The sequence below is a fragment of the Pseudomonas fluorescens genome, from assembly GCF_001902145.1.
Taxonomy (GTDB): Bacteria; Pseudomonadota; Gammaproteobacteria; order Pseudomonadales; family Pseudomonadaceae; genus Aquipseudomonas; species Aquipseudomonas fluorescens_BV.
Genome location: NZ_MRST01000024.1, coordinates 572568 through 588674, shown reverse-complemented (window position 1 = coordinate 588674; position 16107 = coordinate 572568). Strand labels below are relative to the sequence as shown.

Sequence of the window (16107 nt, the reverse complement as noted above, 5' to 3'; positions counted from 1 at the left end):
TCGCAACGGGCGCTGGAGCGCCCGTACTTGTTGATGGAGCGCTACCTCGGGTTGTCCCAGGTCTTTCAAAACCAGGCTGCCCGTAACATCGAGGACTACTTGGCCAGCGGCGATGCCCTGCGCCTGAGCAGTGCCACCCAGAGCCTGGAAAGCCTGCAGCTTCAGTTGGGCGAACTGCCGCCCGACTTGGCGCAAAACCTGCGCCCCAGCCTCATGGACCTGGAGACTTTCAGCAAGACCGACCTGTTGGCCGCCGGTAAATTGGCTGGTGACCCGCAAGCCCTGTTGCTGCAAGCCGAACGTGAACTGGGCGCGAACCTGGAACAACTGAGCCAGTACGCCAGCGGCGTCAATTCCGCGGAGGCTGCGCTCTATATGTCGCCGCTGCTCGCCGCCTCACAGCACCTGGGCAAACTGTCCCTGGCCCGCGACAAGCTGGTCAGCAGCGGGCGCGCCGAGTTGGCCACGGATGTCGAGCGTGAAGTGACCAGCCTGCGAACCCAGGCCGACCTGCTTGCGCAGCTGCCCTTATTGGGAATAAAGGCCAGCGCTGAATCCAACGCCGACGATTTTTCCGCGTTGATGGGCCTGGAAAATAGCGAAAAAAACGAAGCCCAGGACACCGGCGTCGACCTCAAGCGCGAACTCAACAGCCTGTTGACCCGCTACCCCGCCGAACTCCAACGCACCCGTGAACAGATTCAGCAACGCAGTGACCTTGCCGCCAGCACCCACCTGAAAATCACCAACGTACAACAGGCCATCACCGGCCTCGAACCCGTGGTGCGCGCGCAACACGCGAAGATTCAGGGTGAAGTGCGTGTGATACAGGGGGTGATGATTGGCCTGATCCTGCTGATCGCATTGCTGATCGATACCCTGCAACGCCGCCTGGCGCGCGTGCTGACCAACCTGGCACCAGCCTTGTCGACCTGGGCCGAAGGAGACTTCAGCCAACCGATTGCCCTGGGCAAGACCAACCGTGAACTGCACGATATCGAGGCCTCCCTCAACCGCCTGCGCGCCTATCTGGTGGATCTGGTCGGCACCATCCGTGGCAATGCCGAAGAAGTGGCGGGCAGCAGCCGCACCCTGGCCGAACTGAGCAGCGGCCTGCACGACGGCGCCGAGCGCCAGGCCGGCGACACCGCGCAAATCCGTGATTCCCTGGGCGAGCTGGAAGCCACGATCCAGCAAGTCGCCGGGGATGCCAGCCAGGCCGCCGGGGCCAGCCGTAGTGCGGGCCAGGCGGTGGAGCAAGGCCAGCGTGTGATCGGCCTGAGCCTCACCGGGCTGCATGCGCTGGTGGGCGAAGTGCAGCAAAACGCGCAGATGATCGAGAAACTTGCCGAAGAGTCCGCCACCATCGGCGGCGTGCTCACGGTGATTCGCTCGATTGCCGACCAGACCAACCTGCTGGCGCTCAACGCCGCTATCGAAGCCGCCCGCGCCGGTGAAGCCGGACGTGGTTTCGCCGTGGTAGCCGACGAAGTGCGCTCCCTGGCCCAGCGTACCGCCGGCGCCACCGCCGAAATCCAGGGCCTGATCGCCGGCCTGCAAAGCGCCGCGCACCAGTCGGTAGAAGGCATGCGCGCCCAGGTCGAACACGCCGAAGCCACCGCCCAGCAGGCCCAGGCGGCGGATGGCGCGCTGGATGAAATCGTCGGGGCGATTCAGACCATCTCGGATACCGCCGTACGCATTGCCGATGTGACCGCGCAGCAGAGTGGCGCCGTGAGCGAGATACGCGACAACAGTGAGCGGATTCATCAATTGGGTGAGGATAATTTGCTGCGCATTGGCCAGGGCCGTAGCCAGGGCGAGCACCTGCTGGTACTGGGCGGGCGACTCACTACTGCCGTACAAGCCTTCCGCGTCTAACCCCCGCCCTGTAGGAGCGAGCTTGCTCGCGAAGAACGCCCAGACACCGCGTTTAACCAGACGACCCGTGTCATCGTTAACGTTTTTCGCGAGCAAGCTCGCTCCTACATTGACTGCATTGAGGCTCCCAGTCACAAATTTTGCGCAATCCTCGCTAATCGTGCCGGCTACTGCATAGAACTGGACAGTCACAAAGGCTTTGCGGCATAGTCGCCGGGTTCTGATGCACCCACACCAATAACAAGGAACAGCCAATGGCGACCTTACTGGTTCTTCACGGACCCAACCTGAACCTGCTTGGCACCCGCGAACCGGGCGTCTACGGGGCAGTGACCCTGGACCAGATCAACCTCGACCTGGAAAAACGGGCCCGTGTTGCCGGCCACCATTTGCTCTACCTGCAAAGCAATGCCGAGTATGAATTGATTGATCGCATCCATGCCGCGCGTGGCGAAGGCGTGGACTTTATCCTGATCAATCCCGCCGCTTTTACGCACACAAGCGTTGCATTACGTGACGCGCTGCTGGCGGTGAGCATCCCATTCATCGAAGTGCATTTATCGAACGTGCACAAACGCGAAGCTTTCCGCCATCACTCTTACTTCTCCGACGTAGCGGTAGGAGTGATCTGCGGCCTTGGCGCCAGCGGTTACCGACTGGCCCTGGAGGCCGCCCTGGAACACATTGAAGAACAGGCTAAACGCCCCTGACCGACCCTTGGGAGTTGATGATTCATGGATATCCGTAAAGTTAAGAAACTGATCGAACTGCTGGAAGAATCCGGTATCGACGAGCTGGAAATCAAGGAAGGCGAAGAGTCCGTACGGATCAGCCGTCACAGCAAGACCCCGGCCCAACAGTTCTACGCGCCACAGATGCAAGCACCGGCGCCAGCCGCTGCTGCTCCGGCTGCCGCGCCTGCCGCCGCTGCACCTGCCGCCCCAGCCGCTCCTGCGCTGAACGGCTTCGTGGTCAAGTCGCCAATGGTCGGTACTTTCTACCGCACCCCGGCACCGACCTCGCCAGCCTTCGTTGAAGTGGGCAAGACCGTGAAAGTGGGCGACACCATCTGCATCGTTGAAGCGATGAAAATGATGAACCACATCACCGCGGAAAAAGCCGGCGTCATTGAATCCATCCTGGTAGAAAACGGTCAGCCGGTTGAGTACGACCAGCCGCTGTTCACCATCGTTTGAACCGCGGAGCGCCTTCGATGTTGAAACCTGCGAAGAAACTGCAAAAAGTCCTGATCGCCAACCGCGGCGAGATCGCGCTGCGTATCCTGCGCGCCTGTAAGGAAGAGGGCATCAAGACCGTCGCTGTTTACTCGACGGCCGATACCGAATTGATGCACGTGAAACTGGCGGACGAAAGCATCTGCATCGGCCCGCCACTGGCCACGAACTCGTACCTGAAAGTCTCGAACATCATCGCCGCGGCAGAAGTGACCGGCGCCGATGGCATCCACCCGGGCTACGGCTTCCTCGCGGAAAACGCCGACTTCGCCGAACAAGTGGAAAAATCCGGGTTTGCCTTCATCGGCCCGAAAGCCGAAACCATTCGCCTGATGGGCGACAAGGTCTCGGCCAAGGACGCCATGATCGCGGCCGGCGTGCCAACCGTTCCAGGCTCCGACGGCCCACTGCCTGAAGACGAGGAAACCGCTCTGCGCATTGGTCGCGAAGTCGGCTACCCGGTGATCATCAAGGCCGCCGGTGGCGGTGGTGGTCGCGGCATGCGCGTGGTGCACAAGGAAGAAGACCTGATCGAAGCCGCCAAGCAGACTCGCTCCGAAGCGGGCGCCTGGTTCGGCAACCCGATGGTCTACCTGGAGAAGTACCTGACCAACCCACGTCACGTGGAAGTCCAGGTACTGTCCGACGGCCAGGGCCACGCCATCCACCTGGGTGATCGCGATTGCTCGCTGCAACGTCGCCACCAGAAGGTATTGGAAGAAGCTCCGGCACCGGGCCTGGACGAGAAAGCCCGCCAGGAAGTACTGGCGCGTTGCGTCAAGGCGTGCATCGACATCAACTACCGTGGCGCCGGTACCTTCGAGTTCCTCTACGAGAACGGCCGCTTCTACTTCATCGAGATGAACACTCGTGTGCAGGTAGAGCACCCGGTATCGGAGATGGTCACCGGTATCGACATCGTCAAGGAGATGCTGAGCATCGCCGCCGGTAACGTGCTGTCCTTCACCCAGGACGACGTGAAGATGCACGGCCACTCCCTGGAGTGCCGCATCAACGCCGAAGACCCGAAAACCTTTATCCCAAGCCCTGGCCTGGTCAAGCATTTCCACGCGCCCGGCGGCAACGGCGTACGTGTGGATTCGCACCTGTACAGCGGCTACAAGGTTCCGTCCAACTACGACTCGCTGATTGGCAAGCTGATCACCTGGGGCGCGACCCGCGACGAGGCCATGGCCCGTATGCGCAACGCCCTGGACGAAATCGTGGTAGACGGCATCAAGACCAACATCCCGCTGCATCGGGATCTGGTTCGCGATGAAGGCTTCTGCGAAGGTGGTGTGAACATTCACTACCTGGAACACAAGCTGGCCAACCAGTAAGTGCTCCACCCAACAAAGCCGCCTTCGGGCGGTTTTGTTGTTTGTGGGCCACCGACCTGGCTGGATGAATACTGTCCACCTGTGGGAGCAAGCCCGCTCCCACACTTTGTGCTGTGCAAACCTGCTGTGGTGTCGTCTTCTGCCCTCCGCTCGCGTAAACTTGCGCGCTTTCGCGGCCTGCCCGCCGCACATTCATTTTTTCAAAGGTGCCCGCCATGCCTTGGCTGCAAGTCCGTCTCGCCATCAGCCCAGAACAAGCCGAAACCTACGAAGACGCGTTCCTCGAAGTGGGCGCCGTGTCGGTGACCTTCATGGACGCCGAAGACCAGCCGATTTTCGAGCCGGAACTCAACACCACGCCGCTGTGGTCCCACACCCACTTGCTGGCCCTGTTCGAAGACGGTACCGACGCCGCCGCCGTGCTGGCCCATATGGAACTGCTCACCGGCGGCCCGCTGCCCGAGCATCACAGCGAAGTCATCGAAGACCAGGACTGGGAACGCAGCTGGATGGATAACTTCCAGCCCATGCGTTTCGGCCAGCGCCTGTGGATCGTGCCAAGCTGGCACGCCGCCCCTGAGCCAGACGCCGTCAACCTGCTGCTGGACCCGGGCCTGGCGTTCGGTACCGGCACCCACCCGACCACCGCCCTGTGCCTGGAATGGCTGGACGGCCAGGACCTGACCGACAGCAACGTACTGGACTTCGGCTGCGGCTCGGGGATTCTGGCGATCGCCGCCCTGCTGCTGGGCGCCAAGGAGGCCGTGGGCACCGATATCGACGTGCAGGCCCTGGAAGCCTCCCGCGATAACGCCGGGCGCAACAACATTGCCGAAGGCAAATTCCCACTCTACCTGCCTGAGGACCTGCCCCAGGTTCAGGCCGATGTACTGGTGGCCAATATCCTCGCCGGGCCACTGGTGTCGCTGGCGCCGCAACTGTCGAGCCTGGTCAAGCCGGGCGGGCGCCTGGCGCTGTCGGGCATCCTCGCCGAGCAAGGTGAAGACGTGGCTGCGGCCTACGCCAAGGATTTCGAGCTGGACCCGATCGCCAACCGTGACGGCTGGGTACGCATCAGCGGTCGTCGGCGCTAGAATGAGCGCTTGCCTGAATCGGATGGCCGCATGACCGACAGTTTCGTCACCCAGTGCCCACATTGCCAATCGCGCTTTCGCGTCAACCACGCCCAATTGAGCGTGGCCCGCGGCGTGGTGCGTTGCGGCTCGTGCCTGCAAGTGTTCAACGCCGCTCGCCAGTTGCTGGAGCAACGCGCCCAGGCGTCTGCGCCGGAACCTGAAGCGCCGACGACCTCCGAGCCGACTGGCGAAGCACCTCCCGAGCCGCCACGGGCCATCAGCCAGAAACAGTGGACGGCCGAAGAGCTGGACCTGGATAACCTGGACAAGGAACTGGCCAAGCTGGAACGTCGCGAGATCCAACACACCCAGGCCTTGGGGGCAGAACGTCGCCAGCCAGGTGCCGACCGTCGGCAAAAGGAAGAGTCCTTCAGCGCCAGCCGCGATACGGTCAAGGCCGAGGAAGAAAAGTGGGCGGCCAGCCTGTTCAGTGAGCCCCCCGAGGAGCGCGCCCAGGCCCATGAAGAGGAGCCCGAGCCGGCCAAGTCCCCTGCGTCCAAACAGCGCACCGAACCGTCCATGTCCGCCCACAGCGACCACCTCGCTGACGAACCGGCACTGCACGCCACTGCCGTGGATGATGACCTCGACCCGCCGCTGACACCCACCCGCGACGAGCACGATGAGCCTGAACCCGAAGACCGCGCGTTCGCGCGCCGCAAGCGTGCGCGAACGGAGGCTGGTGTACACGACGAGTTGCTCCAGGACCTGGAAGACGACCCCCTGCACCTGTATGCGCAGAAGCGTCCGTCAAGCTTGGGTCGCCGTCTGCTCTGGATACTCTTGGTAGTATTCGCCGCCGCAGGCCTGGCCGGCCAGTACATCGCCTACCAATTCGACGACCTGGCCCGCCAGGATGCCTACCGTCCCTGGTTCCAGGCGCTGTGCCCGAAACTGGGATGCACGGTGCCATCGCGGGTCGACATTACCCATATAAAGAGCAGCAATCTGGTGGTGCGCAGCCACCCCGAATTCGCCGGGGCGCTGGTGGTGGATGCCATCATCTATAACCGCGCGACCTTCTCCCAGCCCTTTCCGCTGCTGGAGCTGCGCTTTGCGGACTTGAACGGCAGCCTGATTGCCAGTCGTCGCTTCAAGCCCGCCGAATACCTCAGCGGCGAGTTGGCCGGCGTCAGCGAAATGCCCTCGCAGACGCCGATCCACATCTCCCTGGACATTCTTGATCCGGGCAATAGAGCCGTGAACTACAGCCTGAGCTTCCATTCGCCCGAGTAAAACGGCGTGCCCACCGAGGTTTGACGGCGGATTATTGACTTGGCCGCCGTCGACCAAACCGATGGCGATAAAAAAGTAACTGTTCAGATTTTATCCAATTCAGCCTTTAACCAGTCATCGAGAGCGGGTATCATGCCAACCCTTTTTCGAACTCTAATGATCCGGCCCCACAACAGGGAAGTCCTATGTCGGCGGTACGCATCGGCCCATACACATTGCAAAACGGCTTGATCCTCGCCCCGATGGCGGGTGTCACCGACCAGCCCTTTCGTCAGCTGTGCAAGCGTTTGGGCGCGGGTCTAGTAGTCTCTGAAATGGTTACCAGCGACATGAGTTTGTGGAACACCCGCAAGTCGCGGATGCGCATGATCCACGAAGGTGATCCCGAGCCACGCTCGGTGCAGATCGCCGGAGGCGATGCGCAGATGCTGGCGGATGCAGCACGGGCCAATGTGGAGCTGGGTGCACAGATCATCGATATCAACATGGGCTGCCCGGCCAAGAAGGTTTGCAACAAGGCCGCCGGCTCCGCACTGTTGAAAGATGAGCAGTTGGTCGCCGAGATCCTGCAGGCCGTTGTCGGCGCAGTGGATGTGCCGGTGACCCTGAAGATTCGTACCGGTTGGGACCGGGACAACAAGAATGGCCTGACGGTGGCGAAGATCGCTGAACAGGCAGGAATTACAGCGCTGGCGGTGCATGGCCGTACCCGCGCCGACCTTTACACCGGTGAAGCCGAGTACGACACCATTGCCGCGATCAAGCAGGCCGTGTCGATGCCCGTCTTTGCCAATGGCGACATCGACAGTGCCGAGAAAGCCCGGCGCGTACTGCACGCAACCGGTGCCGATGGCTTGTTGATTGGCCGGGCCGCCCAGGGGCGGCCGTGGATTTTTCGTGAAATCGAGCATTTCCTGCGTACCGGTGAAGTCTTGCCGGCACCAGAGTTGGTCGAGGTGGAACGTATTCTGCTTGAGCATCTGGCCGCCCTGCACGCCTTCTATGGGGACGTGATGGGAGTACGCATTGCTCGCAAGCATGTCGGCTGGTATCTCGCCACCTTGCCGGGCGCCAAGGAATTCCGCGCTCAGTTCAATCGTTTGGATGAAACGCAGGCACAGGTCGCCACCGTTCGTGAGTTCTTCGCCGGACGCGACAAGAGCCTGGGAACAGGGGATGGAGAAGGGGTGGCCGCATGACGATGATGACCGAGACTTTAGTGAGTGGAACAACACCCGTGAGCGACAACGTCAATTTGAAACAGCACCTCAACACGCCCAGCGAAGAAGGCCAGACCCTTCGCGGGAGTGTCGAGAAGGCGCTGCACAATTATTTCGCCCACCTTGAGGGCGCTTCCGTCACGGACGTGTACAACCTGGTGCTCTCCGAAGTCGAGGCGCCCTTGCTCGAAAGCGTGATGAACTACGTCAAGGGCAACCAGACCAAAGCCAGTGAGCTGCTGGGCCTCAACCGTGGCACCTTGCGCAAAAAGCTCAAGCAGTACGATTTGCTGTAAGCATTCAATCAAACCAGAAAGGCGCCCGCGTAAAACCGGTCGCCTTTTTTGCTGACTTCCTTTGCTTTTGATGGAAATTGAGATGACCGACCAGACCACCCGCCTGCCGATCCGCCGTGCCTTGATCAGTGTTTCCGACAAGACCGGGATCCTCGAATTTGCCCGGGAGCTGGAAGCCCTGGGTGTGGAAATCCTCTCCACGGGCGGGACCTTCAAGCTGCTGCAGGACAACGGCGTGGCCGCAGTAGAAGTCGCGGACTACACCGGTTTCGCAGAAATGATGGACGGTCGCGTCAAGACCCTGCACCCGAAAATCCACGGCGGCATCCTTGGCCGTCGCGGCATCGACGACGCCATCATGACCGAGCACGGCATCAAGCCCATCGACCTGGTGGCCGTTAACCTCTACCCGTTCGAAGCCACCATCAACAAGCCAGGTTGCGACCTGCCGACCGCCATCGAAAACATCGATATCGGCGGCCCGACCATGGTGCGCTCGGCAGCCAAGAACCATAAAGACGTGGCCATCGTGGTCAATGCCAGCGACTACGCCAACGTCCTGGAAAACCTCAAGGCCGGTGGCCTGACCTACGCCCAGCGCTTCGACCTGATGCTCAAGGCGTTCGAACACACCGCCGCCTATGACGGCATGATCGCCAACTACATGGGCACCGTGAACCAGGCGGCTGACACCCTGAGCACAGAGGGCCGCAGCCAGTTCCCGCGCACCTTCAACAGCCAGTTCATCAAGGCCCAGGAGATGCGCTACGGCGAGAACCCGCACCAGAGCGCGGCGTTCTATGTGGAAGCCAAGCCGGCCGAAGTGGGCATCGCCACCGCCACTCAGTTGCAAGGTAAAGAACTCTCCTACAACAACGTGGCCGATACAGACGCTGCGCTGGAATGTGTGAAGAGCTTCGTCAAGCCGGCCTGTGTGATCGTCAAGCACGCCAACCCGTGCGGCGTGGCCGTCAGCCCGGACGCTGAAGGCGGTATTCGCCAGGCTTACGAACTGGCCTACGCCACCGACACCGAATCCGCATTCGGCGGCATCATTGCCTTCAACCGCGAACTGGATGCCGAGACCGCCAAGGCCATCGTCGAGCGTCAGTTCGTCGAAGTGATCATCGCTCCAAGCGTCAGCGAAGAAGCCCGCGCCATCGTCGCCGCCAAAGCCAACGTGCGTCTGCTGGCCTGTGGCGAGTGGTCGGCAGACCGCGCTGCTGCCTGGGACTACAAGCGCGTCAATGGCGGCCTGCTGGTACAGAGCCGCGACATCGGCATGATCGGCAGCGACGACCTGAAAGTCGTGACCAAGCGCGCGCCGACCGAGCAAGAGATCAACGACCTGATCTTCGCCTGGAAAGTGGCCAAATACGTCAAGTCCAACGCCATCGTCTACGCCAAGAACCGCCAGACCATCGGTGTCGGCGCTGGCCAGATGAGCCGCGTGAACTCGGCACGTATCGCCGCGATCAAGGCTGAGCATGCCGGTTTGCAGGTGGTGGGTTCGGTGATGGCTTCCGATGCGTTCTTCCCGTTCCGTGACGGCCTGGACAATGCCGCGAAAGCAGGCGTGACCGCCGTGATCCAACCGGGTGGTTCGATGCGTGACGCGGAGGTTATCGCCGCCGCTGATGAAGCTGGCATTGCGATGGTCTTCACCGGCATGCGCCACTTCCGCCACTAAACAGCACCGCTTCCCTACTGCAGGAGCGAGCTTGCTCGCGAAGAACTCAAAAACGCCACGGGGTGTCAGGTTCCCCTCGTCATCGTTGTCGACCTTCGCGAGCAAGCTCGCTCCTACAGAGAAGCACAGCGTTTCTCAGAGGTTTTTGAAATGAATGTTTTGATCATTGGCAGCGGTGGCCGTGAACACGCCCTGGCCTGGAAAGTTGCCCAGGACCCACGCGTGCAGAAAGTCTTCGTCGCCCCCGGCAACGCCGGTACCGCCATTGAAGCCAAGTGCGAAAACGTCGCCATCGACGTGCTGGCCCTGGAGCAGTTGGCAGATTTTGCCGAGAAGAATGTTTCCCTGACCATCGTCGGCCCGGAAGTGCCACTGGTAGCAGGCGTCGTCGATCTGTTCCGCAGCCGTGGCCTGGATTGCTTCGGCCCTACCGCTGGCGCCGCCCAGCTGGAAGGTTCGAAAGCCTTTACCAAGGACTTCCTGGCTCGCCACAAGATCCCGACGGCCGACTACCAGAACTTCACCGAGATCGAACCGGCCCTGGCTTACCTGCGTGAGAAAGGCGCACCGATCGTGATCAAGGCCGATGGCCTGGCTGCCGGTAAAGGCGTGATCGTCGCCATGACCCTGCAGGAAGCCGAAGACGCCGTGCGCGACATGCTCGCCGGCAATGCCTTTGGTGACGCCGGCTCGCGCGTAGTCATCGAGGAGTTCCTCGACGGCGAGGAAGCCAGCTTTATCGTGATGGTCGACGGCAAGAACGTATTGCCGATGGCCACCAGCCAGGACCACAAGCGCGTCGGCAACGGCGACAGCGGCCCGAACACCGGCGGCATGGGCGCCTACTCCCCGGCGCCCGTTGTAACCGCCGACGTGCACCAGCGCGTCATGGACCTGGTGATCTGGCCAACCGTGCGCGGCATGGCGGATGAAGGCAACCTGTACACCGGCTTCCTCTACGCCGGCCTGATGATCGACAAAGCCGGTAACCCGAAAGTCATCGAGTTCAACTGCCGCTTCGGCGATCCGGAAACCCAACCGGTGATGCTGCGCCTGCAGTCGAGCCTGGTGCTGCTGGTGGAAGCCGCCCTCGCCCAGGCCCTGGACAAGGTCGAAGCGCAGTGGGACCCACGCCCGAGCGTCGGCATCGTAATGGCGGCCGGTGGCTACCCTGCCGACTACGCCAAGGGCGATATGATCGAAGGCCTCGACGCGGCCGCTGCGCTGGAAGGCAAGGTGTTCCATGCAGGCACCGCGCTCAAGGACGGCAATGTTGTAACCGCCGGCGGCCGCGTGCTGTGCGCCACCGCGATGGGTGCCAGTGTCGATGCCGCGCAACAGCAGGCGTACAAACTGGCGGCGAAAATCGACTGGAAGGGCTGCTTCTACCGCACCGACATTGGCTACCGTGCCATTGCCCGCGAACGCGGTGAGAACAACTGAGCAGCTACACTTGCAGTAGCTATCCGTTCGGTTAGGTAAGGGCCTTTGGCCCTTGCCGTACCCTGTCGCCCCGCGCATAGTTAACCCGTGCATCCACCTACCGAAGGGATTTCGCCGTGCGCTGGCTCAGGATCGCCATAGGTTTCACAATCAGTCTGCTGACCCTGCTCTGCTTGCTACCGGCCCAGGCCGCCGCGCAAGGCAGTGGCTGGGCGGTATTGCTTGATGAACAGGCCGACCTGCAACTGAGCGACATCCGTTCCGCCCGCTATACCAATCAATTCAGCCCCATCGAACTGGACCGGATCACTGCCGCGCAGCCGGACGGTGCGCTGTGGGTGCGTTTCAGGCTGCAGCCCGGCAAGCACGAACAAGTGCTGCGGGTGTTCGCCCCGGACCTGTCCAGCCTGAGCCTGTACGTGCTGGACGGCGACACTCTGGTGGAGCAACAAACCACCGGCACACGCCAGCCCCAGGCTGAGCGCCCTTTGCCGAGCAGTGACTTCATGCTGCCGATACCTCAGAGCCAACGGCCACTGGAGGTGTACCTGCGCCTGGTCTCGGAACACGAACTGCGGCCTTACATCACCCTGGAACCAGCGGTGCTGGCCGCCGCCGACCAGAACCAGACGCTGATCTACGGCCTGCTGTTCGGCGTGCTGTCGATGCTGATCCTGCATAACCTCACGCGCTTCGCCTACCACCGCTCGCGCAGCAGCCTGTGGCTGGCCGCCTGCGAATTGCTGTTGATGCTCAGCCTGGCGCTACTGCTCAACCTGGTGGGGCCATGGCTGCCGAACTGGCACGCGATCCAGGCCCCTGGCGCCTACCTGGCCCTGCTGCTGACCGCACCCTGCGGGCTGATGTTCGCCTACCGCTTCTTCATGCCCCTGGGCCCGCATCCGCTGAACAAAGTGTTGATGGCCGACATCCTGCTGATCGTCCTGTGCGGCTTGCTGTTGTTGTTCGTCAATACCTTGCCGCTGAACATCATCACCTATGCCCTGGTCGCGCTGGCGGGCCTGAGCATGCTGTTCGTCTCAGCCTATCACTGGCAAAAAGGCTACCGCCCGGCGCGCTTGTTCGTGGTGGCCATGGTGGTGTTCAACATCGGCACGCTGATCATCCTGCCCGCACTGCTCGGCCTCACCCTGGTGGCGCCACAGGGCCTGATCGTCACCCTCTTGAGCTTTATCTGCCTCAGCGGCCTGCTGATGAGCCTGGCCCTTGGCGAGCGCCAGCGCGCCATTGTCGAAACCCGCTTCAGCCTGAGCCGCGACCTGGCGGCCAGCAACGCCGAAATCGCCGCCAAGGCCGAGTTCCTGGCGAAGATCAGCCACGAAATCCGCACGCCCATGAACGGTGTGCTGGGTATGACCGAGTTGCTGCTGGGCACACCATTGTCGGTGAAGCAACGCGACTATGTGCAGACCATCCACAGCGCCGGTAACGAGTTGCTCACCCTGATCAACGAGATTCTCGACATTTCCAAGCTCGAATCCGGCCAGATCGAACTCGATGATGTGCAGTTCGATCTCAACGCATTGATCGACGACTGCCTGAGCATCTTCCGCGCCAAGGCCGAGCAACAGAATGTCGAGCTGATCAGCTTTATCCAGCCTCAGGTGCCGCGGGTGATCAGCGGTGATCCGACGCGGCTGCGCCAGGCGCTGCTGAGCCTTTTGGAAAACGCCCTGCACAAAACCGATGAAGGCGAAGTGCTGATCGTTGTCGCCCTGGATGAGCGCAGCACCAAGCCACGCCTGCGCATTGCCGTGCAAGACAGCGGCGTGCCCATGGAAGCTGCCGAACGCGACGCCCTGCTGCACAGCGAACTGCACAACAAGAACTTCCTTTCGGCGACGCGCTTGAGCGGCCACCTGGGCCTGGTCATCGCCCGCCAACTGATCCTGTTGATGAACGGCGAGTTCGGCGTCAAGAGTGGGAGCCACCAGGGCAGTACCCTGTGGCTGACCCTGCCGCTGGACCCGGAACGCCTGGAACACCCGACCAGCGACCTCGACGGCCCGCTCAAGGACGCCCGCGTGCTGGTGGTGGACGACAACGACACCTGCCGCAAAGTGCTGGTGCAGCAATGTACGGCCTGGGGCCTGAACGTCAGCGCCGTGCCTTCGGGCAAGGAGGCCCTGGCGCTACTGCGCACCAAGGCGCACCTGCGTGATTATTTCGACGTGGTGCTGCTGGACCAGAACATGCCCGGCATGACCGGCATGCAACTGGCGGCGAAGATCAAGGAAGATCCGAGCCTGAACCACGACATCCTGCTGATCATGCTCACCGGCATCAGTAACGCGCCGAGCAAGATCATCGCGCGCAACTGCGGGATCAAGCGCATCCTCGCCAAACCGGTGGCTGGCTACACTCTCAAGACCACCCTGGCCGATGAACTGGCCCAGCGCAGCAAAGGCGCACCCGTGGCACGCCCGGCCACCAGCGCACCGGCAGCCATCACCGTGCCCAGCGATTTCCGCATCCTGGTAGCCGAAGACAACAGCATCTCCACCAAAGTGATTCGCGGCATGCTCGGCAAGCTCAATCTCGACCCGGACACCGCCAGCAACGGCGAAGAAGCGCTGCAAGCGATGAAAGCCCAGCGCTATGACCTGGTATTGATGGACTGCGAAATGCCGATCCTCGATGGTTTCTCCGCCACGCAGCAACTGCGGGCGTGGGAAGTCAGCCATCAACGCGTGCGCACACCGGTGGTGGCGCTCACCGCGCATATCCTGTCGGAACACAAAGAACGCGCACGCCAGGCAGGCATGGACGGGCATATGGCCAAGCCGGTGGAACTGTCGCAGTTGCGCGAGCTGGTGGACTACTGGGTGGCGCAGCGCCAACAGCGCCCGGAACACGCCTCATCCTGACCTGAAATACACTCTGAATGTGGGAGCGGGCTTGCTCGCGAATGCGCTGGATCAGTTAAAGATGCATTGACTGACACACCGCATTCGCGAGCAAGCCCGCTCCCACATTTGATCTCTATCGCCTGATAGACTGCCTGCACCTACCCCGCCCGCGAGCCGCCCCCATGCTCCATGTGTTATTCAGCGTTTACCTGAAGATGCTGGTGCTCTATAGCCCGTTCTTCGTGCTGTCCTGCTTTATCAGCCTGACCCGTGGCTACTCCAGCAAGGAGCGTCGGCGCCTGGCGTGGAAAGTTGCACTGGCCACCCTGGTATCGAGCGTGCTGCTCTACCTGTTTGGCCGGGTGATTTTCAGTGTGTTCGGCATTACCGTCGACGCGTTCCGTATCGGCGCCGGCAGCGTGTTGTTTATCTCCGCCCTGGGCATGGCCCAGGGCAAGTCGGCGGTGCAGACCGACAACGTGCAGCAGGACGTGACCATCGTGCCGCTGACCATTCCCCTCACCGTCGGCCCCGGCACCATCGGCGCCTTGCTGGTGATGGGCGTCAGCCAACCGCACTGGGACGACAAGCTTACCGCCATCCTCAGTATTGCCCTGGCCAGCCTGACGGTGGGCGTGGTGCTGTACCTGTCCAACCGTATCGAACGCATTCTCGGCGACCAGGGCTTGCAGATTGTCAGCCGGTTGATGGGCCTGTTCGTCTGCGCCCTGGCCGCGCAAATCATTTTTACCGGGGTACGCGGCTACCTGGTGCCCTAGATCCGGTATTTGGCGATAGCCATTTCCACTTTGTCACCGGCGCTTTCGCGCATCAGCTGGATGGTTTTCTCGTTGACCATCGAGGTATTGAGCACCAGGCAAGTCTGCCCGCTGAAGGCCTCGAACGAGGAACTGTCCCACTCCAGGAAGGGCAGGCCCACCTGTTTATCCACACCATGGGTGCTGTAGGTCACCAGCACCATGATCAACTCGCCGTCTGTTTCAGCGCAGGAGGCCAGGCCGAAATCGCCGCCCTCACGCACCGCGCAATTGCGCTTGAACAGCTCGAAAGACGCTGGCTGACGCTTCAATGCGTCCAGCGCATCGGCGGCCAGCTTTGGCAAGGCGCTAAGCAGTGGCCCGAACAGCGCCGTCGACGTCAGCATCGAGGCGATGATATTCAGCGCCGCCAGTTGCACCGTCAGGCCCTTGCCCGCACGCGAGACCCGCTCAAAGCGGCTGCGCAGCGGCAGCCACCCCAGGCTGACCATCACCTTGATAAATTCCTCGTACCACGCCTCGCTGCCCCGCTGGACGTTCAGCACATCGCTCACATAACTGCTGGCCAGCAGATAGCTTTTGCGTACGTATTCGCGGTTCAACGCCGACAAGCCTTCGGCAAATGAAATCACCCCGTTGTTGACCACGGCCGCATTGCAATCATCGTCGCGATCCAGCGCGCAAGCGGCCTGCCGTGCAGGGGCGCCCGGCAATTTGTAGGCGGCAATCAACTTGCGCCTTTTTTTACTGTTGATCCTTCTGTGACGTCGCTCCATTTTCTGTTCTCCACAAGCACCCCACATGGGGCTTGCTTCCACCCTAGTCCAGGGAGCAGCGGGGTTTCCATGCGATAAACATCCCTTGGACTGCCCCGCCCAAAACCAGCACCCAGCAATGACAAGGCGCGGGCGGCAGGCTTCTGGTTTTCATCGCATAAAAAAGAAAAAGCCCCGAACAACGCCAGGGGAATCCCTGGGCTAT

At 61.7% G+C, this 16107-nt stretch carries 12 protein-coding genes and 1 pseudogene; 12 read left to right on the top strand and 1 reads right to left on the bottom strand.

Annotated elements, in window-relative coordinates:
• Positions 1-1365 precede the first annotated feature (1365 nt).
• From BUE92_RS29320 to BUE92_RS16480, 12 genes and pseudogenes are all read left to right on the top strand, one after another.
• Positions 1366-1881 (top strand): annotated as a pseudogene (locus BUE92_RS29320) (methyl-accepting chemotaxis protein); the annotation flags it as partial.
• Between the two features lie 254 nt (positions 1882-2135).
• Positions 2136-2591 (top strand): type II 3-dehydroquinate dehydratase, encoded by a 456-nt coding sequence (aroQ, locus tag BUE92_RS16530; protein ID WP_073524980.1) that lies wholly within the window; start codon positions 2136-2138, stop codon positions 2589-2591.
• Between the two features lie 24 nt (positions 2592-2615).
• Positions 2616-3077 (top strand): acetyl-CoA carboxylase biotin carboxyl carrier protein, encoded by a 462-nt coding sequence (gene accB / locus BUE92_RS16525; protein ID WP_012721998.1) that lies wholly within the window; start codon positions 2616-2618, stop codon positions 3075-3077.
• Between the two features lie 17 nt (positions 3078-3094).
• A complete protein-coding gene (gene accC / locus BUE92_RS16520; protein ID WP_003188188.1) occupies positions 3095-4456 on the top strand; it encodes an acetyl-CoA carboxylase biotin carboxylase subunit in 1362 nt (453 codons plus the stop codon).
• 215 nt (positions 4457-4671) lie between these two features.
• The gene (prmA, locus tag BUE92_RS16515; protein WP_034134793.1) at positions 4672-5550 is read left to right on the top strand and encodes a 50S ribosomal protein L11 methyltransferase; all 879 of its coding nucleotides are present in this window, start codon (positions 4672-4674) and stop codon (positions 5548-5550) included.
• Between the two features lie 30 nt (positions 5551-5580).
• The gene (locus tag BUE92_RS16510; RefSeq protein ID WP_073524978.1) at positions 5581-6828 is read left to right on the top strand and encodes a DUF3426 domain-containing protein; all 1248 of its coding nucleotides are present in this window, start codon (positions 5581-5583) and stop codon (positions 6826-6828) included.
• A 185-nt stretch (positions 6829-7013) separates the two neighbouring features.
• The gene (gene dusB / locus BUE92_RS16505; protein ID WP_034126416.1) at positions 7014-8027 is read left to right on the top strand and encodes a tRNA dihydrouridine synthase DusB; all 1014 of its coding nucleotides are present in this window, start codon (positions 7014-7016) and stop codon (positions 8025-8027) included.
• Complete coding sequence (gene fis / locus BUE92_RS16500) at positions 8024-8344, top strand: DNA-binding transcriptional regulator Fis (RefSeq protein ID WP_002555375.1); 321 nt, start codon at positions 8024-8026, stop codon at positions 8342-8344. Before dusB ends, fis begins: the two co-directional genes overlap by 4 nt.
• An 82-nt stretch (positions 8345-8426) precedes the next feature.
• Entirely contained in the window at positions 8427-10034 is a 1608-nt protein-coding gene (gene purH / locus BUE92_RS16495) for a bifunctional phosphoribosylaminoimidazolecarboxamide formyltransferase/IMP cyclohydrolase (protein ID WP_034126415.1), read from the top strand.
• A gap of 150 nt (positions 10035-10184) precedes the next feature.
• A complete protein-coding gene (gene purD / locus BUE92_RS16490) occupies positions 10185-11477 on the top strand; it encodes a phosphoribosylamine--glycine ligase (protein ID WP_073524975.1) in 1293 nt (430 codons plus the stop codon).
• 116 nt (positions 11478-11593) lie between these two features.
• Positions 11594-14365, top strand: a complete 2772-nt coding sequence (locus tag BUE92_RS16485) for a hybrid sensor histidine kinase/response regulator (RefSeq protein WP_073524972.1) — start codon at positions 11594-11596, stop codon at positions 14363-14365.
• 164 nt (positions 14366-14529) lie between these two features.
• Complete coding sequence (locus BUE92_RS16480; RefSeq protein WP_003171467.1) at positions 14530-15126, top strand: MarC family protein; 597 nt, start codon at positions 14530-14532, stop codon at positions 15124-15126.
• Here BUE92_RS16480 and BUE92_RS16475 read toward each other — a convergent pair.
• Positions 15123-15902: a hypothetical protein gene (locus tag BUE92_RS16475; RefSeq protein WP_073524971.1), complete on the bottom strand. Its 780-nt coding sequence runs from the start codon at positions 15900-15902 to the stop codon at positions 15123-15125. The genes BUE92_RS16480 and BUE92_RS16475 overlap by 4 nt on opposite strands.
• Positions 15903-16107: the final 205 nt, after the last annotated feature.